The organism is Nocardia sp. CA-290969 (genome assembly GCF_050936135.1).
GTDB lineage: Bacteria > Actinomycetota > Actinomycetes > Mycobacteriales > Mycobacteriaceae > Nocardia.
The window spans coordinates 3,048,617-3,070,204 of the sequence record NZ_JBNJNJ010000001.1 but is presented as its reverse complement, the minus strand read 5'-3'; the positions used below and the strand labels follow the sequence as shown (position 1 = coordinate 3,070,204).

Genomic DNA, 21,588 nt, shown 5'->3' with positions numbered 1-21,588 from the left:
TTGTCGGAGGCCAACTGGCGAATTGTGATCAAAACCTGTCGATTTCCACCTTGTTTCGATCGAGAATGATGAACTCTCCCTTTTCGTCTTTTCCGTAGTTCAACCATACGGAGAGACCATTGGGCCATACGACATACTTCAGCAATTCGCTCAAATGCCTCGGTATGCGAAGGTCGATGATGTCACCGTCTGTCAGGTCGAATTCCCCGCTGAGCGGCTCGAAAATTATCGTTATTGTGGCTTCGGGGGTGGCTGAGATACCGCGATCACCGATGCCGGATAGCTCAACCATCGATGAACCGTCTGGAATCCCGAGGGTGACAGCGGGTTTCATCTCATTCTGTCGGCCCCTGGGACTACAGTCACCCTGATCGATTACGGCAGGGGTCGGAGAACAGGGGTAGCAGGTGGGTAGACGTCGTCGCCACTCACCCAGTGCTGGTGTGCTGGGTATGGCAGGGATCGCCGTATTCGTCGTCGGCGTGCCGGCGGTGCAGTTCGCCCGCGACAACCTCGCGGTCATCGTCGCCGCGGTGATCGCCGTAGTCGCCGTGCTGGTCACGACGTCACGTTTCACCCGCTCGGCCCGCCAGACCGCCGAGCGCACCGGTATCAGACTGGTGGATAATGCCACACTGGCGAAATGGAACGCGGGGACGATCCCCGCGCCGTGGACATGAGCCGAACCACCGTCGCTGAACAACACGCAGTCGATCCGCACTCCGAAGCCGGGCCCTACACGTGCTGGGTGTTCGCGTGGCGCAGCCGCAGCAGGCGGGCCGTGCGCGAAGCGGAGGACGCGGGCACTTCAGCCGGTGGGCGGCGTCCGGTGAGCCGTCTACAGCACAACGAGCACAGCCGTGCGGTACCGCCGATGCACCTCGGTGTCGGTGGTTCTCGGTAGCGTCTGGTGCTGTGGACACTGGGGAACGTATTCAGCAGCTCGCGGACCGCATCATGGTGCTGCGCGATGCCTACTATCAGGGCTCGCCGCTGGTGGCCGACGCCGAGTACGACAAGATCGAAGACGAACTGCGGGCCCTGATATCGGCACATCCCGGCCTGGCGCCCGACCCGAATCCGCTGGAGCAGGTCGGGGCACCTGCCGTGCTGCACGCCCCGGTCCGGCATTCGCGCCCGATGCTGTCGCTGGAGAAGGCAACCACGCCGGAACAGGTCGCAGCGTTCTTCGAGCGTTTTCCCGGACAGCCGGTGGTGGTGATGCCGAAACTCGACGGTCTGTCGCTGGCCCTGGTCTACGAGAACGGGCGGCTGACGCGTGCGGTGACCCGCGGTGACGGCACCACCGGGGACGATGTGACCCCGCTGGTGCGCGCGCTGGTCGACGGTGTGCCGGGCCGGATCGATGTTGCGGGGCGGGTGGAGGTGCGTGGCGAGGCCGTGATGCTGCGTTCGACGTTCCTTGCCTACAACACCGCCCACCCGGACAAACCCTTGATCAATCCACGTAACGCCGCCGCCGGGACGCTGCGGGCGAAGGATCCGGCCACCGTTGCCGAGCGGCGACTGCAGTTCTTCGGCTTCGACCTGGACGAGTCCGAAGGGCAGGCTGCGGCCGACCTCGAGGCGGGCCTGCAGGCCTTGGGAATCGCGGGGGCGCAGATGCGGGTGTGTATGGATGCCGGGCAGGCGCAGGCGGCGATCACCGTGATCGAACAGGACCGCAACGATCTCGACTACGACATCGACGGGGCGGTGCTACGGCTGGCGGACCGGGACGCCTATGCCGCCGCCGGGACCCGGTCGAGTTCTCCACGTGGCGCGCTGGCCTTCAAGTTCGCCGCCGAGGAGAAGACCACACTGCTCAACGAGGTGGTCTGGGATGTCGGCAAGACAGGAAAGATCGTCCCGGTCGCCTGGCTCGAACCGGTGTTCGTGGGCGGCACCACGGTCACCAAAGCGACGCTGGCCAACCAGGAAGTGATCCGTGCCCGCGATATCAAGGTGGGCGATTCCGTGCTGGTGCGCCGGGCGGGTGATGTGATCCCGTTCGTCGCCGGCGTGCTCGACGCCTCGAAACGCACGGGGGAGGAGCGCGAGATCGTCGCGCCCACGGCCTGTCCCTCGTGCGCGCAGCCGGTGATCGAGCAGGGCAACAGCCGGGAACTGTTCTGTACCAATGTCTCCTGTCCCGCGCAGACCGTGCGCCGGCTCATCCACTGGGCCTCGCGGCCGGCGGCCGATATCGACGCTGTCGGGCCGGTGTGGATCGAACGCCTCGCCGAAGCCGGGATCCTGGAACATCCCTCGGATTTCTACACGCTGACCAAGGAACGTCTGCTGGAATTCGACCGGATAGGCGATGTGTCGGCCGGGCGCATGATCGATTCGATCGACGCGAGCCGTGCGGTCGGGCTGCGCCGTGCGCTGATCGGGCTGGCTATTCCGATGGCCTCGGCGGGAACGGCCGCCCGCCTTGCCCGCGCGGGTTTCGCTTCCCTGGAAGATGTGGCCGACGCGGGCGAGGAACGGCTCGTGGCGGTGGAGGATATCGGTCCGAAGGTCGCCGCCTCCCTGATCGAGCACCTCACCCGCCTGCGCCCGGAAATGCAGCGACTGCGGGCTGCGGGCGTCAGCCTGGACGTCCGCGCGGAGGATCTGCCGCCGGTCGTCGCGGCCGGTGCGCCGCTGGCAGACAAAACGGTGGTCATCACCGGCGCGATCAGCGACCCGCGTTCCGGGGAGAAGGTCGCGCGCCCGACCTTTCAGCGGCTGTGCGAGAAGGCGGGTGCCACGGCAGCGTCCTCGGTGTCGGCGAACACCGATCTGCTCATCACCGGTGCGGGCGTCGGAGACAGCAAGCTGGCCAAGGCAGCGAAACTCGGCGTCGAGGTCGTGGACCAGAGCGAGATCTGGACGCTGCTGATCGCTGCCGGAGTCGTTTGAGCCCCGGCCCCGTCCCCTGCGTGGTCACCGGGTGCCAGCCGGCCGCGCAATGGCCGGCCCAGCCCCTCGGTGTGTTCGACCGGTGCCAGTCCACCCTTCCCCAGGCGGCGATGGGATCGGTGCCGCGGCCAGGTCGGCTTCGCGCGCAGTCGCGACAGCGGTTGTGGCGGCTGACCGGCACGGCACACCCCGGGAGCGCGGGCGATCAAGGCGTTCAACCACCTGTTCGCCGCGACGCGACCCTGGCCGAAGATCCCCGCCGCAGCGAGGGCAACCGGGTACTGTTCGTGTCCGGCGACGACGCCGACGCCAAGAAACTGTTCACCGAGCTGCTCACCACGCTCGGATTCGCCCCGATCGATCTGGGCGGGCCGGCCGAAGGCGGCCGGTTGTACCAGGTACCCGCCGGCCCCTTGGTCGGCCAGGACCTGCTGCGGCTGACCCCCAGTCCTGAACACCGCGGCCACAGCCCGGCCACCGCCCGCCGGGCCGGGCAACGGTTATGCCAGCTACGCCTGCACGAGCACACGGGCGGGCGCCCCGGAAGGAGTTCTGATGCAAGGAATCGATCCGGCCGCCGCGCCCAGTGGCACCGGCTGCGCCGACTGCGAGGCGCTCGACCCGCCGGGCTGGTGGTTCCACCTGCGCCGCTGCGCCCAATGCGGGCATATCGGGTGCTGCGATTCCTCCCCGAACCAGCACGCCAGCGGCCACGCCGCGGCGTCCGGGCACCGGTTCATCCGTAGTTTCGAACCGGGCGAAGCGTGGTTCTACGACTACGGCGAGCAGGTCATGTACGAAAGCGGTCCCGAGCTCGCCGCGCCCGAGCACCATCCGATCGAGCAGGGCGCGCCGGGCCCGGCCGGGCGGGTGCCGCAGGATTGGGTTTCCCACCTGCACCAGTGAGCCCGTCAGCCGCGGCCGCGGGCGGCGGCCGCGGTGAGCACGGCGGCGATCAGGCCGGGGAAGCGGGCGTCGAGATCGTCGCGCCGCAATGCGAGGCCGGCGTTGCCGGCGGGGCGGGTGGGGTAGTCGCCCTGGCGCCGCCACTCACTTGCGAAGGTCCCGATGGTTTACCTGGCTGCGGCAAAGCCTACGTCGTCGACGGGATGACGCGGCCGATCGTCGGGTACGGCATACGCGCCCGGCACCGAACGTCTGCGCATGTCGATCCAGGTCTACTGAGTTGGGGCAGCCCTCATCGGTCAGCGCGTCGAGTTCTGCCCACTCACCGCGGAACAGAACCAAGCTCACGATGTTCGATCTGTCAGCACTCTGGATCCGCACCCCGACCGGGTCTGGATCGGTAACCGCCTGGTCGAGGTCGATGATGCGCTCCCCATAGAGAACGTTTCAGAGCGCGTAGTCGCTGCTCACTTGCCGGTGGCCGAGGAGTTGCACGGTAGGCGGGATCGAGGGGAAGGAGTCTGACCTGGTGTCCTTGATGGGTGTGATGGACGACCTCGAACTCGGTGATCGTGCCGACGGTCGGCCATTGCTCCGGAGAGTCCGGAAGATGGAGTACATCCACGAATCCCCAGGGTGGCGTGCTCGTGCCCAAGTCGACAAACAACCCTATAACGCCCGGCCTAGGGATATTTGCGACCATGCCGGTCACATGTTGGCCGACCGGGTAGATCTTGCGAGCGATTTCGAGGTTCAGTTCCGTCGGGTCATGGTCGGTCATCGTTCGACCATTTCAAGCGGTTGAGCGTCCAGCTGTCAACCATGTTCGCTTTCTGCCTCAGCCTCGAGGCGATCGACGGATCCCGAGGTTGCCCGGGTCGTTGATTCCGGGCCTGTGGTCGGGGCCTTACAGCCGGAGCGCGGGGGTTTCGAGTACCTCTAGGGCTGAAGTCGCTTGATCTGAATCCCGATGGCGGGAACGTCCGCTAGGTACATGAGCGTTGACCGCTGTCTCGATCAGACTTGGTGGCTTACATAGCGGCTCGGGTCGTGTCGGGTATGGGCGGCGAAGCGTTCGGCCGCGTGACGGCGCCGGAGTCGATGCTGTTCGGGGTCGGTGAAGAAGGTCCACTTGTAGAGGTGCTGGTGGGAGCGTACAAATCGGTTGCCGCGCTCGACCTCGGCCACCGCGGTTGCGGCGACCTCGTCGATGCCATCGTCGAAGTACGCGACATCGCACGCGGTGGCATCACCACCTCGGCGGCATACTTCGGCGGTGAACCCGGCTGCACCACTGGGGCAGTCGAGTATTCGTGAACGGAGGTCGGCGTCGGTGAGGTTGAACATCGCCCGGTATTCGTCGAGCGAGCGGGAGCTGACCAGGATTTGTCCGAATCTCTCGGCCGGCGACTGTTCGTCGGTGTGGGGCATCGGCGGGTTGTCCCTTCTCTATTCCAGTGCCACCTCATACGGCGGGAACGAGCTGTCGCTCGACGAGACAGGACGAGGCCGCGGGTGAGGCGGCCACACCAGGTCTTCGGCCGCTAGTGCAGGTGCTGCCACCAACGGCGCGCGAAGATCATCACCGGTCAATTGGACCACAGGCGGTGTGTCCCTGCTCACCGGCGCCGCTGCCCACATTGCCTGAATTGTCGCCTGGTGTCCGGTCCAGAAGTACGTCGGAAAGGTCGTCCAGGAGCGTCAGCGCCCGATGTGCTGCTTCGTCGCTGCCCAGATCGCCGGCGAGAATGCGGGCCAGGGGAGGCGTACGGCGCGGAGTGGCGCTCTGCAACATCGGGGATGGGCCGATGATCGTACGTCTGCGGTCCGATTCATCGGTACTCGTCACGAGCAGGCCTCGCTCGACCAGGTCGGCGACGCATTTGGACACATAGCTCTGCGCATAACCGGTGCGGGCGACAACATCGCCGACCGTGCTGTTCGAGTGAAACATCACGTCACTGATGATCAATTCCTCTGCGGGGCTCGGCCGTACGTCCCCTGGTTCGAGCTGCACCTGCCGGGAAAGCTCGACCAATCGTCGCCCCAGGCGATGCAATCGTTGCCGGTCCACGGCTGCTAATCTATCACCAGAGATACATCTATAGAGATGTATTTTGACCATGGAGGACGCCCGGTATGCGATCGACGCGTACAGCCCGCGCCGGCATCGGTGCATTCATGCTGACGGTAGCCATGTTGGTCGGCTGCTCCAGCGGTACAACCGATCCCGCGCCCAGTGGGCAGGCGTCCGTTGGCGAACCGGTCGCGGTCCGCGAATTACCGCTGCCACCGACTGCCCCGTCGGACCGAGCCGGTTCGTGTGCGCATCCGACCGGCTGCATCGATGGCGGAGACCGTGGTATCGCGGAAGGGCCCAGCTATACCTGGGATGCCGAGCATGTCTTGCTGCCGATTCGCTATTCCGGCGCACCCGCCGCACCGGACCCTCGCCACGTCTTCAGTGGCGACCAGGTCATCGTGATCAAGACCGATGGGACCACGTTCGCCGACGGTGAAGCGTGGCGATGCCTCACGTGCGGTATCGCCGACACCGCCCGCGCCAACCGGCAGCCCGGATCCTCCGGTGCCGGTGAGATCCTCGTCGACCACCCACAGGCGTTTCGTGACGGTACCCGCATGCTCATCGGTACCAACGTGTTCGACTGCGGGCCGCACCGCTTGGTGGACACGTGTACGCCGGACAAGGCCACGGTCTACCCGATCGCGCCGCACCGGCCGGGGACGGTTATGCGGGAACTCCGGCTGCATCCGGACGACAGGCATCTGGGGTTCAGCGAACCGAGCCTGGTCAACGGGGTGTTCGTCGACCAGTTCGCGGTGATGAGCGGGCTCACCTTCAACCGGGCGGCCGCGCGCTATGAACTGACCGAGGTCCACTATCTCCTCCCGAACGCGTCCGAACCCCAGGGATTGATCGAGCCGGTCCCCGGGGAACCCGCCCGGCTACGCAGGAACGGGCCCACCGCGATGATCGGAGAGTTCCGCGGCTTCACCCACGACGGGAAGTCGGCGTTGGGTATCGGAACCTATGACTCGTGGAACTTCGACCTGTTCGTCACCGACCTGAAAACCGCTGACTCCCACAGGGTTTCCAGGGACCCCGCATACACCGACCCGTCGAGGACCTCGCCCGACGACGACTGGATCGTGTACATGGATGGCCGCGTCGGTGATCGCATGAGTTTTGCCGGTGCACTACCGGGTGTACCGCCGATCGTCGATCTGGTGAATACCGGAGCAGTCCAGTTCTTCTACAACAACGGCCACCGCCGCTTCTTTCAGCCGTATATCGCACGAATCGATGACCCCGGCAGAACTCAACAGCTCAACGCCTGCGACGATCCGACACCAGGGAGTGGAAGCGTATGCGACCCGCTGTGGAACGGTCGCGCTGATCCGGCCTGGTCGCCGGATGGAACTGCCATCGTCTATTGGCAGGCCATGGCGGTGCCGCCGGCCTGCGGCCCGGGCCAACCCACCGCACCCAGCTGTCCGGCGTCCGCCGAACCCGGCGGTCGCGCAACCCGGCTCATGATCGCCGAACTGACCGATCGAGAACCACACGAGCCCCCGCCGGTCGAATCGTTCGATATGGACATCCCCTGGGCAACCCGGGTGGAGCCCGGGCAGCCGCTATCCACCCGCCCGCACCTACCTGCGGGCACCTATACGCTCGACGGCGACGTATCGGGCAAAGCCACGGTGGTGGTCACCGAGAATGCCGGAGGTACCGCGATTTCACGAATCGATGTCGACTACGACGACTACTCCATCGACGGAGACAACGTCGTAAACGGTACGGAGTCGGCTACCGCGGCGCCCTACGCCTGGCATTCCGACGTGACGCTCAGCGGAAAGCACAGCGGATCGAGGTCCACCGGACGGGACGGTTTCGTGGTGATACCGCCGAGCAAATCCGGTGAGCGCGCCACCATAACCGGCGAGTTGATCACGGTTCTCGACGGTCGGACCTACACGTCTCCCCGCACCGGGGAATGAACCCCGTTCGACAGCCAGGGCTCTGAACCAAGCCCGGTGCCACACTCGAACTCGGCGGACCACAGACCTGTGTCCGCTACCCAGGCGGCCGGTCCTACGCGGAGCCACATCCGGCGACCGAATATCCGGAACTCGTCGGTGAACTCGCCGAGAAGTGGCGCCGGGCGGCGCGGGCAAACACGGTCTTCCCGCTCAACGATCGTCACGACCCCGGCATGGTCCCGGCCGTGGCCGCCGGCAGGGGCCGCGCACACCTGCCGAAAAAGAATCACTCTATGGACCCGGGAATAACCGATCCCCAAACGAGAATCACACTCTACTATTAGCTAGAGCGGGACTCTCGCGCTGGCGTGTGGCCCGTCCTGAACCGGTGGCTCGGATTCGCGTAGCGATCCGACGCGACGGTCCGCCGGTCACCCATCTCGGGCTATTGGAGAGTTCCCATGTCAACCATCGAATCCGACCCCGCACGCGACGACACAGGCAGATCCGACGCCGGCCGCATGGACGGCGCGTCCCGGCTACGCATCGGTGCCGTCCTGGCCGTGATCATCCTGTACACCGAGGTCGGCCCGCTGCAGTACACGATGGTGGTCGCGGCGCTGCAACCGATGACCGCCACGTTCGACTCCGTCGGCGGGAATATCACGTGGGCGCTGATCATCCTCGGACTTGTGGGTGTGGCCGCGAACCCGTTGCTGGGCAAGGCCAGCGATATCTGGGGCAAGAAGAAGATCATGCTGGTGTGCGGGATGATGTTCCTGCTGGGCAGTGTGATCTGTGCGCTCACCAGCAACTGGACCGTGTTCCTGATCGGGCGCGGGCTGTCGGCGTTCGCCCTCGCCACCCAGGTCATCGCCTTCGGCTTGGTCCGTGACCTGCTGCCGCGTAAATATGTGCCGATCGGTCTCGCCCTGATCGGCACCGGTGTCGGTTTCACCGGTGTCGTGGGTCCGCTGGTGGGTGGGGTCTTCGTCGACAGCTTCGGCTGGCGGGCGTTGTTCTGGTTCATGGCGGTCTTCGTACTCGTTCTGACACCGCTGCTGCTGGTGGTGGTTCCGGAATCTCCGGTACGGGTGCCCGACCGGGTCGATCCCTACGGCGTGGTACTGCTGGCCGCGGGCGCGGTGCTCACCTTGCTCTACCTGAACAACGGTCAGCATTGGGGCTGGGCGAGCCCGAGCGGTTTGGCGTGGCTGGTGACAGGCCTGGTCTTGCTGATGTTGTTCTTCATTGTCGAAACACGGGTCCGGCGCCCGATCATCGATATGAAACTGCTGCTCGACCCTAAGCTGGGTCTCGTCTTGTTGATGGCGGTATTCAGCATCGGCATCACGGCCGTCCAGCCGATGGCGCTCGGGTACATGACTCAGTCGCCGAATGAAGAAGGGCTGCGGCAGGGCATGGTCGACGGTGTCGTCGATCGTGCGCAGGCGAACGGTACGGATCTGCCGGCCACAGCGGTCGACGTCACCTTCGATCCGGGCTACAGCTACGGGGACGGGTTCGGCCTGCTGGAGTATGCCTTGCATATCGGCATCTGGGCCAGCCTGATCGGCATGATCGTCGGTCCGTTCGCCGGGGTGCTGACCCGGCGGGTCGGTGCCCGCATTCCGGCGATCATCGCCCTCACCCTGCTGGCAGTATCCGGTATCGGATTCGTCGTCGCGGACTACAGCTGGGTGACCTACCTCGTCCTGTACGTGATTGCGGGGGTGGCCTTCGGGTTTCTCTGGGCGGCCCTGCCCAATCTCGTCGTGGAGGCCGTCCCGCCCGAGCAGCAGGGCATCAGCTCCGGCATGCTCGGAGTCACACTGGCACTCGGTAGCGGGGTCGCGATGGCGATCACCACCGCGCTGCTGAACCACAATCCGGTTGTCGCGCATATCGAGGTCGCGGGGGAGTCGTCGACGCAGGTGGTACCGCAGGTGTTCGCCGACAGCGGCTATACCCAGAGCTTCTGGGTTGTCCTCGGGACCACCGTGGTCGCGCTGATCATCGCGGTGCTCATGCGGCACGGTCGTAAGCCGGCCACCGGCGGCGCGCACTCCTCTGTGTAGAAGGGACGCGGTGGGTGGGGTGCTGTCCTCCGCGGCGCCTCACCGACCGGTGTCGCCGCTCCAGAAGTCGTGAGCCGCCGGTCCGATACATCCACTTACTTTTCGACGGGTGGGCCACCGAAAGCGGTCAGGCAAAATGCCCACACCTGCTCGGTGACATCGTCGAAATCGGCGGGCGCGGGAGCGAACGCGTAGTGATGGAATACGGCTGTGACCAGTTGCAGCGCCAGCCAGGCATCGGTCGCCGGATCGGCGGGACGCAGCAGACCGGCTGCCGAGGCGGCCCGCAACTCCTGCTCGACAAGGTCGACAAAAGGCCGGTTGGCCTGTGCTATCTCCACCGGAAAGAGTTGGTACAGCCGCCAGTGCTCGGCAGTGATGAATCGCGACCCGAGCAGACCGCCGCCCTCGCCCCGCAGTGAACGGAGTATCTCCAGGAGGTAGAAGCGCAGCCGTGCCACCGGATCCGGTAGCTCCCGGGCGGCGGAGGCGACCTCGGTCGCCCGTTCGCTGACGACATCCTCGAATACGGCCAGCAGTAACTGGTCCTTGCCGGAGAAGTGCCGGTAGAAGGTCTGCAGGGCAATACCTGCTTCCTTGGACAACTCCTGCGTGGTGAGGGTGGCCCCTTCGGTCTGTAACAGCCGCCGTGCCGCCGCGACTATCGATCGGGCCTGCTCCCGGCTGCGCGCCCGCGACCGCTGCACCGAGCGGGAGCGTTCCGCGGCCCGATCGGCCCAGGACGGCGTGGCCGCGGCGTCGTCGGTGGACTCACCGGCAGGATGGTTCTGTGTGGGCACGACAGTGTCCTCTCGCGTCGGGCTGTTACGACGACGGTAGTACTGCGGCGGGTCCACACCCGGCCGACCCGTTTCATCCCCGTGCTGCCTCCAGTGGCCCGGCCGGCGCGTGCACGGCAGTCCGCCGCCGGCCGGGCGGGAATACCACCGCCGTGTCAGCGGGACAGCTGTCCTTCGTGGTCACCGAAGCTATTGTGTAGCTGCGATTTCCGCGAGCTCACACGCCTGACGCAGATAGCCGAAGTGGCGAGCGCCGCCCGAGTCTGCCGGCAGTTGCATTGTGCGTCGGCTGCGCAGGCTCAGCAGTCCGGCTTTGACCCGCGCGAATACCTCGTGCCAATGCAGGTGGTCGACCGAGTGGCCGGTGTGCTCCTGCCACAGAGCGATCGTTTCCGCGCGGGTGCCGAGCCCGGCGAGCCGCGGCACACCCTGACCGACCGACAGTGATTCGTCGAACAGTAGCCACCAGGCCAGGTCGGTGATGGGTCCGGCCAGCGACGCCTGCTCCCAGTCCATCACCCCGACCACGCGGAAATCGTTGTCGAACATCATATTGCCGATACGAGAGTCGCCCCAGGACACCCCGGGCGGGGACATCGGCGGCCGATGCTCGTTCAGCCAATCGAGCAGCGTGCGCACGATCTCGGGTATCTCGTTGCCGAAGGCCCAGTCGGCGTAGCGGGTCCAATACGTAAGGTGCTGTGCGATACCGGGTGCGCCGTGCTCGGGCCGGTCGAAGAAGGATACGGTTTCCATGGGCAACCGGTGGATCGCGGTGAGCTGGCGCATCGCGCTCTCCCACAGGGTTCTTCGCTGGTCAGGTGTCGCGTCGGCGAGCCAGCCGGAGGAGTTGTACGGCGGCATGCTCACCGGTACACGACCGTGCATACGGCGCATGACGTAGAAGGGCCGGCCGAGGACGGTGGTGTCGCGCTCGAACCACAATGCCTGTGGCACCCGCACTTCCGGATGCCCGGCGAGGGCGGTGAGGACGTCGTACTGCATCTGGAATTTCGGTTCGAAGAACACCTGATGTTCCGGCGCCGGTGCGATACGAACGACGAGGTCGTCTACCCGCTGCCCGGCGCGGGCCGTTACCAGAACGGTTTCGTTCGAAAAGCCCGCGCCACGAGGGTAATCGGGCGGGTCGATCGCTACCGACCCGACGCCGAGCCGATCGGCCAGCCAGGGCCGCAGCGCGGCCACCATAGCGTCGAGATCTCGGCCTTTGGAAAACAGGGGCGCATGCTCCATTGCTGTCCCGTTACCTTTCGATGGTGGGAACGCCGAATGCGGTCCGCCGGAATGACCACGGTTGCGCGGCGATATCGTGGGCATCCGCGGATACCCACGTGAACGCGTGGTGCGTCAGGCCGCCGACAGCGCAGCCGATCTTTCTGTCGTGGAAACGTCTGCCTACGGGTTGAAGGTGATGTTGAGCTCTCGTAGCCCGCGGAGCAGGAAGGTGGGTTCGTAGGAATAGTTCCGGTCGGTCGCGGGGCCGTGGACGGTGTCGTCGATGGCGATATCGGTGACGCGGTCGAGCAGCCGGTTCAGCGTGACCTGCCCCTCGATTCGTGCCAGCGGCGCACCCGCGCAGGTGTGGATGCCGCGGCCGAAGGCGAGGTGCTCGCGGGCATTACGGCGGTCGAGCCGGAATTCGCCGGGGTCCTCGAACTTGCGCGGGTCACGGTTGGCCGCGGTGATGCACAGCATGACGACGGTGCCTGCGGGGATGTCGACGTCGCCGAGGGTGGTGCGTTTACGCGCGAGCCGGAAGTCGACCTTGGTCGGGCTCTCGGTGCGCAGTGATTCCTCGATGAACGGGCCGATGAGGCTGCGGTCCTCGCGGAGGATCTGCTGATACTCGGGCTTCTCGCCCAGTACCCGCACCGCCGCGCTGAGCAACTTGGTGACCGTCTCCTGGCCGGCCGCGAACAAGAACGTGGCCGGCCGCACGAGTTCGATCACCGACGGTTCGGACCCGTCGGGGTACCTCGTGGAGGCCAGAACGCCGAGAATATCGCTCCGTGGGTTCGCGCGCCGATCGGTGATGTAGGCACTGAACGTGTCGTCGAGCCACTCCAGGGGATTGGTGCCGGGCGCATCCTGGTACATCGACCCCTCGATACTGCCCGGTGTCGTTTGACCGGCCAGCCTGGCCCGGAACTCGTCGCGGTCACCATCGGGTACACCCAACAGGTCGGCGATGACCAGGGTGGCGAAGGGCTTGGCGTACTGGCTCAGGAATTCGCAACGGCCCTCGGCAAGGAATTCGTCGAGTTGGCGGTCGGCCTGAGCCCACATGAAGTCCTCGTTCTCCTTCAGCCTCTTGGGCGTCAGCAGCCGGTTCAGTAGTCCCCGGGTGCGGGTGTGATCCGGGGGGTCCATGGTCACCATGTGCTCGGAGATCCGGAATAGATGCCGGTGAGCCTCGATCTGGGCGCCGATGTCATCGCCTTCCGGCTGGAACGGCAGCGGCGGGAACGGCCCGCTGACCGAGACGGCGGCCGAGAAGTCGTCCTGGTTGCGGAAGACCTCGACGGCCTCGCGGTACCCGGTAACCGTCACGACTCCGTGGTGCGGCTCGCGGAATACCGGGTTCCGGCTGCGCAGGTGATCGAGGTACTCGTAGGGGTCCTGCGCTATGTCCGGGTCGGAGAAGTAGTCGGCGGATGCCAGGTCGCTCATATGCTCATCGGCCCTTCATCGGGATAGGTGGAGGCATGTTCATGAGAATCGCACTCTCGTTTAAAGTAGAATGATACTCTCGCGAATGGGTTGAAACCCTCGAATCGGCCGGTGACTACCGACCGGTGGAACATCGGGCATCGACATGCTCGGTCCGTGACGAGCGAGGTTCTTCATGACTGGTCGGGTCGAAGGCAAAGTCGCCTTCATAACGGGTGCGGCACGCGGGCAGGGCCGCAGTCATGCGGTGCGCCTGGCGCAGGAGGGTGCCGACATCATCGCTGTCGATGTGTGTAAACCGGTGGGTGGTAGCAGCGGCATTCCGGCGTCGACTCCGGACGATCTGGCCGAGACCGCGGATCTCGTCGAAGGCGCCGGCCGCCGCATCGTCACGGCGGAAGTCGATGTCCGGGATTTCGACGCACTACAGGCTGCCGTGGACAGTGGTGTAGAGCAATTCGGGCGTCTGGACATCATCGTCGCCAATGCGGGGATCGGGCTCGGTGGCGCGACGCTGGGCCAGACCGGTCAGCACGACTGGGACGCCGTCATCGGCATCAACCTGTCCGGTGTCTGGAAAACAGTGAAAGCCGGTGTACCCCATCTGTTGTCCGGCGGGCGCGGGGGTTCGATCATCCTGACCAGCTCGGTCGGGGGACTCAAGGCGCACCAGAACATCGGCCACTATGTTGCCGCCAAGCATGGGGTGGTCGGTTTGATGCGGAGTTTCGCAGTCGAGTTGGGGCGGCATTCCATTCGGGTCAACACCGTGCACCCGACCAATGTCGATACCCCGATGTTCATGAACGACAGCACGTTGCGGATGTTTCGTCCGGACCTGGAGAACCCCGGCCCCGACGATCTCGCCCCGGCTGCGCAGCAGATGCACGTGCTTCCCGTCGGGTGGGTCGAACCGGTAGATGTCAGCAACGCCGTACTGTTCCTTGCGTCGGACGAAAGCCGTTACATCACAGGTCTTCCCATGACCATCGACGCCGGGAGCATGCTGAAATAGCACCTCCCGTTCCCGTCGGATCCCGGCGTGACGACATGCAGGCGGGTGTCCTCGCATCCGGTGGCCGTCGAGTGCACGGTGCGGTCGGCCCTATCCGGGCTGTTTCGGTCTCGGGAGATAGCGGTCGTCTGTCGCCTCAGGATGACACCTTCGGCGACGAGGTCCTGGGCCAATTGCGACTCCTTGAACGCGCTGGTACACGTCGAGGCCGTCCAAGCGTAGGTTCGCAGGGTCACGTCACGCGGCACGGCCCTTCAGCCACTCGCGGTATCGGCGTAGTGCGCGTCGCCGCCGCAAGGTCTCCGCGAGCAGAGCGAGTTCGGGGTCGGCCCCAGGACGGGTGCGCCGACCCGCGCCGAGGCGGCGAAGCTGTTGTCGCACCCGGGCCATGCTCGTGCCGGTCAGGATTTCCTCGGCCACCGGTAGTCGGACGATGCCGCCGGTCAGCATCAGCGGCAGCGGGCTGTTCGTCGCCAGTTCTTCGGCGAGGGGGAGGAAGTATGCCTCCCGCGACCGGGTCCGCTCATCACTGGCCTGGCCGGTCATTGCGGCCGCCTCATAACTACCTCCGGAAAGCTCGATGACATCGACGCCGAGCGGGGCCAGCACCGCGATCACGGTCGCGGCGTCGGCGGCATCGAAACCGCCGCGCTGGAAGTCGGCCGAGTTGAGCTTGACCGCTACGGCGAATGCGGGTGCGACCGCGGCCCGCACTGCCCGGACGGTATCCAGGAGCAGCCGGGCTCAGTTCTCCAGGCTGCTATCCCCACTGATCGGTGCGCCGGTTGGTCAGGGGCGAGAGAAATTGGGACAGCAGGTAACCGTGCGCTGCGTGGATCTCGACGCCGTCGAATCCGGCTTCCTGGGCCCGCTGCGCCGTCTCGGCGAAGCGCGCGACGGTCTCCTCGATCTGTGATGTCGCGGACCGGGCCGCCGTCGCCACGCTGCTCGGCACGATCGGCGACGAACATCCCCTGACCGCGGTGATCCACGCTGCCGGAGTGCTCGACGACGCCACGATCGCGACCCTGACCCCGGCAAGATCGACCGCGTCCTCGCGCCCAAGGTCGCCGGTGCCCAGAACCTCCACGAACTCACCCGGGGGCACGGCCTGTCGGCGTTCGTTCTGTTCTCCTCCGTGGCCGCGACTCTCGGCTCCCCCGGGCAGGGCAATTACTCGGCGGCCAACGCGTTCCTGGACGCCCTCGCCCACACCCGGCGTGCCGAAGGTCTGCCGGCGCTCTCCCTCGCCTGGGGGCCCTGAAGCCAGGCCGCCGGGATGACCGGCGATCTGGATCAGGCCGCGATCAGCCGGGTGGAACGCATGGGGATGCGGATGCTCGACGCACATTCCGGGTCGGTTCTCTTCGACGCTGCACTCGATTCAGCCGAACCCGTGGTCGTCGCTGCCGAGTTCGAGACCGCGACCCTGATCGCACGGGCGGCCGACGGAGTACTCCCCGATCTGCTCACCGAACTGGTTCTCATCCGAACCCGCCGGGTGCCCGTGGAGCCGACCGGTGGCCGTCTGCTGGCCGAACTCGCCGCCGCACCCGAGGACAAGCGGGAGACCATGGCACTCACACTGACCCGGGAACACATCGCGGCGGTACTGGGGCTGCCCGCGGGTAGCGCGGTCCACCCCGAGACGGCGTTCAGCGAATTGGGTCTCGATTCTCTCAGTGCCATCGAACTGCGCAACCGCCTCTCCGCCGCGACCGGTATGCGACTGCCCGCCACCCTGGTCTTCGACTATCCGACCGCCGCGGCACTGGCCGGGTTCCTGCTGTCGAAGGTCACCGTCACCGCCGCGACCTCGGTGGTCGACGAGCAGCTGGCCGCTCTCCGGGCGTTCTTGGCTGTGCCGCCTTCGCGCGCCGAGCGCGATCGGCTCACCGCGGGGCTGCACGAGCTGCTGGCCGAGACGCGGGTAGCCACGGAACCCACCGTCACTCAGGAGGAGATCGCGGACGCGAGTCTGGAGGACCTCTTCGACATCATCGACCAGCAGCACGAGGGGCCGCAGCGGCGGGCGAGGGACGCCTCGGAGGCGAAAACCGGTATCTGCCGGAAGCCGTGCAGTGCGGTGGATCTGTACAACGGTTCGATCCGGAAGGGTGGCGCGGAGGCCGGCGAGATGACGGCCTGTCTCGGCGCCGCATCCCCTGGGTGTGATGTCGGGACGTCACCCAAGCGGGTGACATCATGAGCTGACCCCGGTGACCAGGGCTTGGCTACTTTCAATGCGGTGGTGGTGTGAATGTCGAGCGGCGATCTGCTGCGTGGCAGGCGTAGCGAGTGTGAATCGCTGGACCGGCTGACATCGGATGCCATGTCCGGCCGGGGCCGGGTGCTGGTACTACGCGGCGAGGCGGGGATCGGCAAGTCCGCGTTGCTGGACTACGTGGTGCGGAGCGCGGCAGGGTGCCGGATCGCGCGGGTTGTCGGTGTCGAGTCCCAGATGGAGCTCGCGTTCGCCGGGGTGTATCAACTGTGCGCGCCGATGTTGGGCTATCTCGAGCACCTTCCCCCGCCGCAGCGGGATGCGCTGTCGGTTGCCTTCGGTTCGAGTGCCGGAAGCCCGCCGGATCGTTTCCTGGTGGGGCTTGCGGTACTCGGCCTGCTGGCCGAGGTGGCGGAGGATCAACCGCTCGTCTGCGTGGTCGACGATGCGCAGTGGCTCGACCAGGTGTCCGCGCAGACGCTGTCCTTCGTCGCCCGCCGGCTGCTCGCGGAAAGGGTGTTGCTGGTCGTCGCGGTGCGGACCTCGACGCCCGGTCCGTACGATGATCCGTTTGCGGGTCTGCCCGAACTCGTGGTCGGGGGCTTGCGCGACAGCGATGCGCGGGCGCTGCTGCGCACCGCGGTCCCTGGGCGGCTCGACGAGCACATCACGGACCGGATCGTTTCCGAGGCCCGCGGTAACCCCCTGGCGTTGCTGGAGTTGCCGCGCGGGTTGTCGGCGGCGGAACTGGCCGGCGGGTTCATCCGTCCGGACACCGCGTCCGTCGCGAATCAGATCGAGCAGGGTTTCCTGCGCCGTATCGAATCGCTTCCCGACGCGGCGCAGCGGCTGTTGCTGGTGGCGGCGGCCGAACCGGTGGGCGATGTGACCTTGTTACGGCGGGTGGCCGAGCAGCTCGATATCGGTGCCGACGCTGCGCGGGTGGCCGAGTCGGCGGGGCTGGTCGAGTTCGGAGCGCGGGTGCGCTTCCGTCATCCGCTGGTGCGTTCGGCGGCCTATCGTGCGGCGGAAGGGGGCCGGCGCCGGGATGTGCACCGGGCGCTGGCCGCGGCCACCGATCCCGTTGCCGACCCGGATCGCCGCGCATGGCATCACGCCAACGCGGCGGTCGGACCGGACGAAGTAGTGGCCGCCGAACTGGAACGTTCCGCGGATCGGGCGCAGGCTCGCGGGGGTATCGCGGCGGCGGCCGCGTTCCTGCGCCGTGCGACCGAGCTGACGCCTGATCTCGGCCGGCGTGGGGTGCGGGCGCTGGCGGCGGCCCAGGCCGCTTTCGAAGCCGGGGCCCCGGACACGGCGCTCGAGCTTCTGGCGGCGGCGGAGATGGGTCGGCTCGACGACCTCCAGCGGGGCCGGCTGGCGCGGCTGCGCGCCCAGATCGTGTTCGCGCGCAAGCGCAGCGGTGAAGTGTATCCGCTTCTGCTCGAGGCGGCCGGACAGCTGGCGCCTTACCACCCGGGCCAGGCCCGGGAAGCCTACGTCGAAGCGATCGGATCCGCGGTTTTCGCGGGCCGGCTCGACGTCCACGGCGGCGTGCGCGCCGCGGCGGAAGCGGCCCGCGCCGCGCCGCCGGGACCGCAGCCGCCCCGGCGGATCGACGCGCTTCTCGACGGGCTGACCGCACGCTTCGTCGATGGTCACGACCAGGGGGCCGCGTTGTTGATCACCGCGCTCCGGTCGTTTCGCGACGAGTCCGGCGGAAACGAGGACGACATCATGCGCTGGCTGTGGCTGGCATGGCCGGCCGGCCTCGATGTCTGGGACGACGAGACCATGTTCCACCTGACCGAGGTCGCGGTGCGGACGGCCCGCGAGATCGGGGCGCTCAACTTCCTTCCCCTGGCTCTCACCTACCGCGCGGCGGTGCATGTACACGCCGGAGAGTTCGATGCGGCCGCGGTTCTGGTGGAGGAGGCCACCGCACTCACGAAGGCGACCGGCAACTCGACCCTCGGATACGCCGAAGCCCTGCTCATCGCCTGGCGGGGCGAGGACCCCCGGGCTGCCGCACTGATCGAGTCCGGCCTGGAACGGGCGACCGCCTGGGGCGAGGGGCGAGCCATCGGTTCGAGCCAGCATTTGCTCGCCGTGCTGTACAACGGTCTCGGCCGGTATCAGGCCGCCGTGGCCAGCGCGGAACAAGCCATCGAGTACGACGACCTCGGGGTGTACGACGCTTCACTCCTCGAGCTGGTGGAGGCGGGCGTCCGCGGCGATGCCCGGGAACGGGCCGCGGCAGCCCTGCGACGCCTCGCGCTGCGAGCCGAGGCGAGCGGCACGGACTGGGCCCTCGGCGTGCTGGCCCGGTCGAGAGCCCTGCTCAGCGAAGGTGATACCGCCGACCTGCTGTACCGCGAGGCCATCGAGCGTCTCACCCGCACCCGGGTCGTCGTTCATCTGGCGCGCGCCCACCTGGTGTACGGCGAGTGGTTGCGTCGCGAGAACCGCCGCGTCGAGGCCCGCGAGCATCTGCGTACCGCCCACGAGATGCTGGGCCGCTGTGGTGCCGGCGCCTTCGCCGAACGCGCTCGTCGCGAACTGCTGGCAACCGGTGAGTCGGTCCGGCGCCGGGCGGCGCAGGCGCCCGATGTCCTGACCGCACAGGAGGCCCAGATCGCCCGGCTCGCCGGCGACGGCCGGACGAATTCCGAGATCGGCGCCGAGCTGTTCATCAGTTCCCGCACGGTCGAATGGCATCTGCGCAAGGTGTTCACCAAGCTGGGTATCACCTCGCGTAAAGATCTCCGGGCGGCGCTGGACAGCTGATCGGTCGCTGTGTTGTTCCGCACTGACCCCGGTTACCAGGTTTGCCCGACGGCCCGGATCAGCAGCTCGTTGACGGCCACTGCCCGCTCCCGGGTGACGATGTAGGCGATGGCGTCCGCTACGTGTTCCGGCCGCAGCCGTTCCGCCATCGAACCTGCCGGCCGATGCGCCGCACCGTGGATGGTCTCGTGCACGGCCCCGGGGGCCACCACACTGACCCGTACGGATTCCGGTCGCAGTTCCTGACGCAGCGACTCGGTGAACCCGTTCAGGCCGGCCGCGGTCAGGTTGTCGACGGTGCCTGCCGGGCGGGCTACCCGCCCGGCCAGCGAGCCCACATTCACGAGGTCCGCTATCTGCCGCGGCGAGGTCGCGGCCGCGTCGATCAGATACGGCACGGCGGCGTGCGTCACGTGCAGGAGCGCCGACACATTGAGTGAGACCATCCGGTCCCACTCCTCGACCGGGGTGTGCAGGGCGGTATCGAGCCCCATGAGGCCGGCGCCGTTGACCAGCACGTCCAGGCGACCGAGCCGTTCGTGTGTGTCCTCGACCGCCTGGTAGGCGAGCGCCGGATCGGTGATGTCGGCGGTCACGGCGATGGCTTTGCCGCCCGACATCGTTATATCGTCGACAATCCGTTCCAGACGATCACCGCGGTCCGAGACGAGGGCGACGGCCGCGCCCGCTCGGGCCAGGTGGTGTGCGGTCGCGCGGCCGATGGCGTACCCGGCGCCGGTGACGAGCGCCGCGGACCCATCCAACGGCTGATGTGACATGTATGCCTCATTCCCTTGGGCGGAGGCGCATTCGGCGCGGACCCCAGGTCTCGAGACTCCCAGTCCCGCGTGCCCGGTCGCCCCCGGGAGACACCCTGGTCCCGGAGACCAGGGACCGGCCGCCGGCCGGAAATCCGATCGGCGCGAAGCCCCCGGCGGGGGCGGTACCGGCCGGCCGGTGGAGTGCAAACGAGGTTCTGGCGTGCGGGATGTGAGCGATGTGGCCGCGTCGGAAAACACCGGCGCCGATCCTCGGCACGATCGGCCGGGGGAGGCGGCGGGCCGGTTGTCACAAACCGGTACACCGTTCGGTCCTAGGTATGACCGAACGGTGTGGCCCCATGGCGCCGTCGATGTCTCCGGTTATCTCTCGTCAGAAGGAGAACACAATGAGCCAGATCGACATTGCACGCCCCGATGCACCGGGGTACGACGAATTGGTTCCGTCGCGTTACGCGCTTAAGGTCGGCGATATCGACGTGATGGTGATCAGCGACGGGGTGCTGCCGATACCCGCCGTGACGATGGCCACCAACGCCCCCACTGCCGACCTGTCGGCCTGGCTCAGGGACATGTTCCTGCCGCCGGAGCTGCTCGACTGGCCATTGAATGTCGCCGTGGTGCGCAGCGGTGGGCGGACCATCCTGATCGATTCCGGGCTGGGGACCGAGTTTCCGGGCTTCCCGCGGGCCGGGCAGTTGGCCGTGCGGCTGGACGCCGCCGGGATAGATCCCGCCTCCGTGACCGACGTGGTGCTCACCCACTTGCACATGGACCACATCGGCGGGCTGCTCGTCGACGGGCTGAGAGGCCGGCTGCGCCCCGACCTGCGGGTCCACCTGGCGGCCGCCGAGGCCGAGTTCTGGGTGGCGCCCGATTTCTCCCGCACCGCCATGCCGGCGCCGGTGCCGGAGGTGCTCCGAACAACCGCCTCGCGGTTCCTGGACGTGTACCGCAGCCAGTTGCGGCCGTTCGAGACAGAGCACGAGGTGGCGCCGGGCGTCATGATCCGTCGCACCGGCGGTCACACCCCGGGCCACAGCATCGTCCGCTTGGAGTCCGGCGGCGACCGGCTGACGTTCGCCGGCGATGCCGTATTCCAGCCCGGATTCGACAACCCCGAGTGGCACAACGGCTTCGAACACGACCCCGAGGAATCGGCCCGCGTCAGGATCCGTCTCTTGCGAGAGCTGGCGGCGAGCGGCGAGCAACTGGTGGCCACACATCTGCCGTTTCCGTCCGTATGCCACGTGGCGGTCGCCGGCAACGCCTTTCGTTTCGTCCCGGCCGTCTGGGATTACTGACCACACTCCGGTGCTCGGCCGAGGGTTCGCATGCGCGAGATCGTCACGGATCATTGCGAAGCCTTGTCCTGGTTATCGACAGCCGACGACTC

General features: G+C 66.9%; 19 protein-coding genes and 1 pseudogene. 11 read left to right on the top strand and 9 right to left on the bottom strand.

The features are described 5' to 3' along the window. Nucleotides 1–28: 28 nt before the first annotated feature. The gene (locus tag ACQEVO_RS13845) at nucleotides 29–334 is read right to left on the bottom strand and encodes a hypothetical protein (protein WP_432913005.1); all 306 of its coding nucleotides are present in this window, start codon (nucleotides 332–334) and stop codon (nucleotides 29–31) included. 118 nt (nucleotides 335–452) lie between these two features. Here ACQEVO_RS13845 and ACQEVO_RS13840 point away from each other — a divergent pair, with 118 nt between their 5' ends. The 3 genes from ACQEVO_RS13840 to ACQEVO_RS13830 all read left to right on the top strand — a co-directional run bounded on the left by ACQEVO_RS13840 (nucleotide 453) and on the right by ACQEVO_RS13830 (nucleotide 3,813). Further along, nucleotides 453–680: a restriction endonuclease gene (locus ACQEVO_RS13840; RefSeq protein WP_432913003.1), complete on the top strand. Its 228-nt coding sequence runs from the start codon at nucleotides 453–455 to the stop codon at nucleotides 678–680. Between the two features lie 235 nt (nucleotides 681–915). Next, on the top strand, nucleotides 916–2,907 hold the full coding sequence (gene ligA, locus ACQEVO_RS13835; protein ID WP_432913001.1) for an NAD-dependent DNA ligase LigA: 1,992 nt from the start codon (nucleotides 916–918) through the stop codon (nucleotides 2,905–2,907). A 555-nt stretch (nucleotides 2,908–3,462) separates the two neighbouring features. Beyond that, the gene (locus ACQEVO_RS13830) at nucleotides 3,463–3,813 is read left to right on the top strand and encodes a UBP-type zinc finger domain-containing protein (protein WP_432912999.1); all 351 of its coding nucleotides are present in this window, start codon (nucleotides 3,463–3,465) and stop codon (nucleotides 3,811–3,813) included. 1,017 nt (nucleotides 3,814–4,830) lie between these two features. Here ACQEVO_RS13830 and ACQEVO_RS13825 read toward each other — a convergent pair. Then, nucleotides 4,831–5,160, bottom strand: coding sequence for a hypothetical protein (locus ACQEVO_RS13825; protein WP_432912997.1), 330 nt, complete (start codon nucleotides 5,158–5,160; stop codon nucleotides 4,831–4,833). A gap of 235 nt (nucleotides 5,161–5,395) precedes the next feature. Continuing rightward, entirely contained in the window at nucleotides 5,396–5,887 is a 492-nt protein-coding gene (locus ACQEVO_RS13820) for a MarR family transcriptional regulator (RefSeq protein WP_432912995.1), read from the bottom strand. Nucleotides 5,888–5,952: 65 nt separating this feature from the next. Here ACQEVO_RS13820 and ACQEVO_RS13815 point away from each other — a divergent pair, with 65 nt between their 5' ends. Beyond that, nucleotides 5,953–7,836, top strand: coding sequence for a hypothetical protein (locus tag ACQEVO_RS13815; RefSeq protein ID WP_432912993.1), 1,884 nt, complete (start codon nucleotides 5,953–5,955; stop codon nucleotides 7,834–7,836). Nucleotides 7,837–8,279: 443 nt separating this feature from the next. Further along, nucleotides 8,280–9,896: an MFS transporter gene (locus ACQEVO_RS13810; RefSeq protein WP_432912991.1), complete on the top strand. Its 1,617-nt coding sequence runs from the start codon at nucleotides 8,280–8,282 to the stop codon at nucleotides 9,894–9,896. A gap of 95 nt (nucleotides 9,897–9,991) precedes the next feature. Here ACQEVO_RS13810 and ACQEVO_RS13805 read toward each other — a convergent pair whose 3' ends face one another. From ACQEVO_RS13805 to ACQEVO_RS13795, 3 genes are all read right to left on the bottom strand, one after another. Next, a complete protein-coding gene (locus ACQEVO_RS13805; RefSeq protein ID WP_432912990.1) occupies nucleotides 9,992–10,696 on the bottom strand; it encodes a TetR/AcrR family transcriptional regulator in 705 nt (234 codons plus the stop codon). A gap of 189 nt (nucleotides 10,697–10,885) precedes the next feature. After that, on the bottom strand, nucleotides 10,886–11,950 hold the full coding sequence (locus ACQEVO_RS13800) for a phosphotransferase family protein (RefSeq protein WP_432912988.1): 1,065 nt from the start codon (nucleotides 11,948–11,950) through the stop codon (nucleotides 10,886–10,888). A 162-nt stretch (nucleotides 11,951–12,112) separates the two neighbouring features. Then, a complete protein-coding gene (locus ACQEVO_RS13795; protein WP_432912986.1) occupies nucleotides 12,113–13,387 on the bottom strand; it encodes a cytochrome P450 in 1,275 nt (424 codons plus the stop codon). Nucleotides 13,388–13,562: 175 nt separating this feature from the next. On the opposite strand from ACQEVO_RS13795, the gene ACQEVO_RS13790 reads away from it, so the two are divergent. Further along, nucleotides 13,563–14,402 carry a mycofactocin-coupled SDR family oxidoreductase gene (locus tag ACQEVO_RS13790; RefSeq protein WP_432912984.1) on the top strand — a complete coding sequence of 280 codons (840 nt, stop codon included), beginning with the start codon at nucleotides 13,563–13,565 and terminating at the stop codon, nucleotides 14,400–14,402. Between the two features lie 237 nt (nucleotides 14,403–14,639). Here ACQEVO_RS13790 and ACQEVO_RS13785 read toward each other — a convergent pair whose 3' ends face one another. Both ACQEVO_RS13785 and ACQEVO_RS13780 read right to left on the bottom strand, forming a co-directional pair. Beyond that, entirely contained in the window at nucleotides 14,640–15,116 is a 477-nt protein-coding gene (locus tag ACQEVO_RS13785; RefSeq protein WP_432912982.1) for a hypothetical protein, read from the bottom strand. 46 nt (nucleotides 15,117–15,162) lie between these two features. Further along, nucleotides 15,163–15,345, bottom strand: coding sequence for a hypothetical protein (locus ACQEVO_RS13780; RefSeq protein WP_432922667.1), 183 nt, complete (start codon nucleotides 15,343–15,345; stop codon nucleotides 15,163–15,165). Here ACQEVO_RS13780 and ACQEVO_RS13775 point away from each other — a divergent pair. From ACQEVO_RS13775 to ACQEVO_RS13760, 4 genes and pseudogenes are all read left to right on the top strand, one after another. Next, nucleotides 15,311–15,406: pseudogene (locus tag ACQEVO_RS13775) on the top strand (KR domain-containing protein); the annotation flags it as partial. The gene ACQEVO_RS13780 and the pseudogene ACQEVO_RS13775 sit on opposite strands and share 35 nt — an antisense overlap. 38 nt (nucleotides 15,407–15,444) lie before the next feature. Next, nucleotides 15,445–15,666, top strand: coding sequence for a ketoreductase domain-containing protein (locus ACQEVO_RS13770; protein ID WP_432922664.1), 222 nt, complete (start codon nucleotides 15,445–15,447; stop codon nucleotides 15,664–15,666). A gap of 15 nt (nucleotides 15,667–15,681) precedes the next feature. Further along, the gene (locus ACQEVO_RS13765; RefSeq protein WP_432912980.1) at nucleotides 15,682–16,611 is read left to right on the top strand and encodes a beta-ketoacyl reductase; all 930 of its coding nucleotides are present in this window, start codon (nucleotides 15,682–15,684) and stop codon (nucleotides 16,609–16,611) included. Nucleotides 16,612–16,662: 51 nt separating this feature from the next. Further along, on the top strand, nucleotides 16,663–19,413 hold the full coding sequence (locus ACQEVO_RS13760; protein ID WP_432912978.1) for a helix-turn-helix transcriptional regulator: 2,751 nt from the start codon (nucleotides 16,663–16,665) through the stop codon (nucleotides 19,411–19,413). Nucleotides 19,414–19,445: 32 nt separating this feature from the next. Here ACQEVO_RS13760 and ACQEVO_RS13755 read toward each other — a convergent pair whose 3' ends face one another. Beyond that, nucleotides 19,446–20,192, bottom strand: coding sequence for an SDR family NAD(P)-dependent oxidoreductase (locus tag ACQEVO_RS13755; protein WP_432912976.1), 747 nt, complete (start codon nucleotides 20,190–20,192; stop codon nucleotides 19,446–19,448). Between the two features lie 389 nt (nucleotides 20,193–20,581). Between ACQEVO_RS13755 and ACQEVO_RS13750 the strand changes: the two genes are divergently transcribed. Beyond that, nucleotides 20,582–21,496, top strand: coding sequence for an MBL fold metallo-hydrolase (locus ACQEVO_RS13750; protein WP_432912974.1), 915 nt, complete (start codon nucleotides 20,582–20,584; stop codon nucleotides 21,494–21,496). The last annotated feature ends 92 nt before the right edge of the window (nucleotides 21,497–21,588 follow it).

Bases quoted from the DNA above. Each gene is read 5' to 3' on its own strand.
- ACQEVO_RS13845 (WP_432913005.1), bottom strand. From the start codon at position 334: ATGAAACCCGCTGTCACCCTCGGGATTCCAGACGGTTCATCGATGGTT.
- ACQEVO_RS13840 (WP_432913003.1), top strand. From the start codon at position 453: ATGGCAGGGATCGCCGTATTCGTCGTCGGCGTGCCGGCGGTGCAGTTC.
- ACQEVO_RS13830 (WP_432912999.1), top strand. From the start codon at position 3,463: ATGCAAGGAATCGATCCGGCCGCCGCGCCCAGTGGCACCGGCTGCGCC.
- ACQEVO_RS13825 (WP_432912997.1), bottom strand. From the start codon at position 5,160: ATGTTCAACCTCACCGACGCCGACCTCCGTTCACGAATACTCGACTGC.
- ACQEVO_RS13815 (WP_432912993.1), top strand. From the start codon at position 5,953: ATGCGATCGACGCGTACAGCCCGCGCCGGCATCGGTGCATTCATGCTG.
- ACQEVO_RS13810 (WP_432912991.1), top strand. From the start codon at position 8,280: ATGTCAACCATCGAATCCGACCCCGCACGCGACGACACAGGCAGATCC.
- ACQEVO_RS13800 (WP_432912988.1), bottom strand. From the start codon at position 11,950: ATGGAGCATGCGCCCCTGTTTTCCAAAGGCCGAGATCTCGACGCTATG.
- ACQEVO_RS13795 (WP_432912986.1), bottom strand. From the start codon at position 13,387: ATGAGCGACCTGGCATCCGCCGACTACTTCTCCGACCCGGACATAGCG.
- ACQEVO_RS13790 (WP_432912984.1), top strand. From the start codon at position 13,563: ATGACTGGTCGGGTCGAAGGCAAAGTCGCCTTCATAACGGGTGCGGCA.
- ACQEVO_RS13765 (WP_432912980.1), top strand. From the start codon at position 15,682: ATGACCGGCGATCTGGATCAGGCCGCGATCAGCCGGGTGGAACGCATG.
- ACQEVO_RS13760 (WP_432912978.1), top strand. From the start codon at position 16,663: ATGTCGAGCGGCGATCTGCTGCGTGGCAGGCGTAGCGAGTGTGAATCG.
- ACQEVO_RS13755 (WP_432912976.1), bottom strand. From the start codon at position 20,192: ATGTCACATCAGCCGTTGGATGGGTCCGCGGCGCTCGTCACCGGCGCC.
- ACQEVO_RS13750 (WP_432912974.1), top strand. From the start codon at position 20,582: ATGAGCCAGATCGACATTGCACGCCCCGATGCACCGGGGTACGACGAA.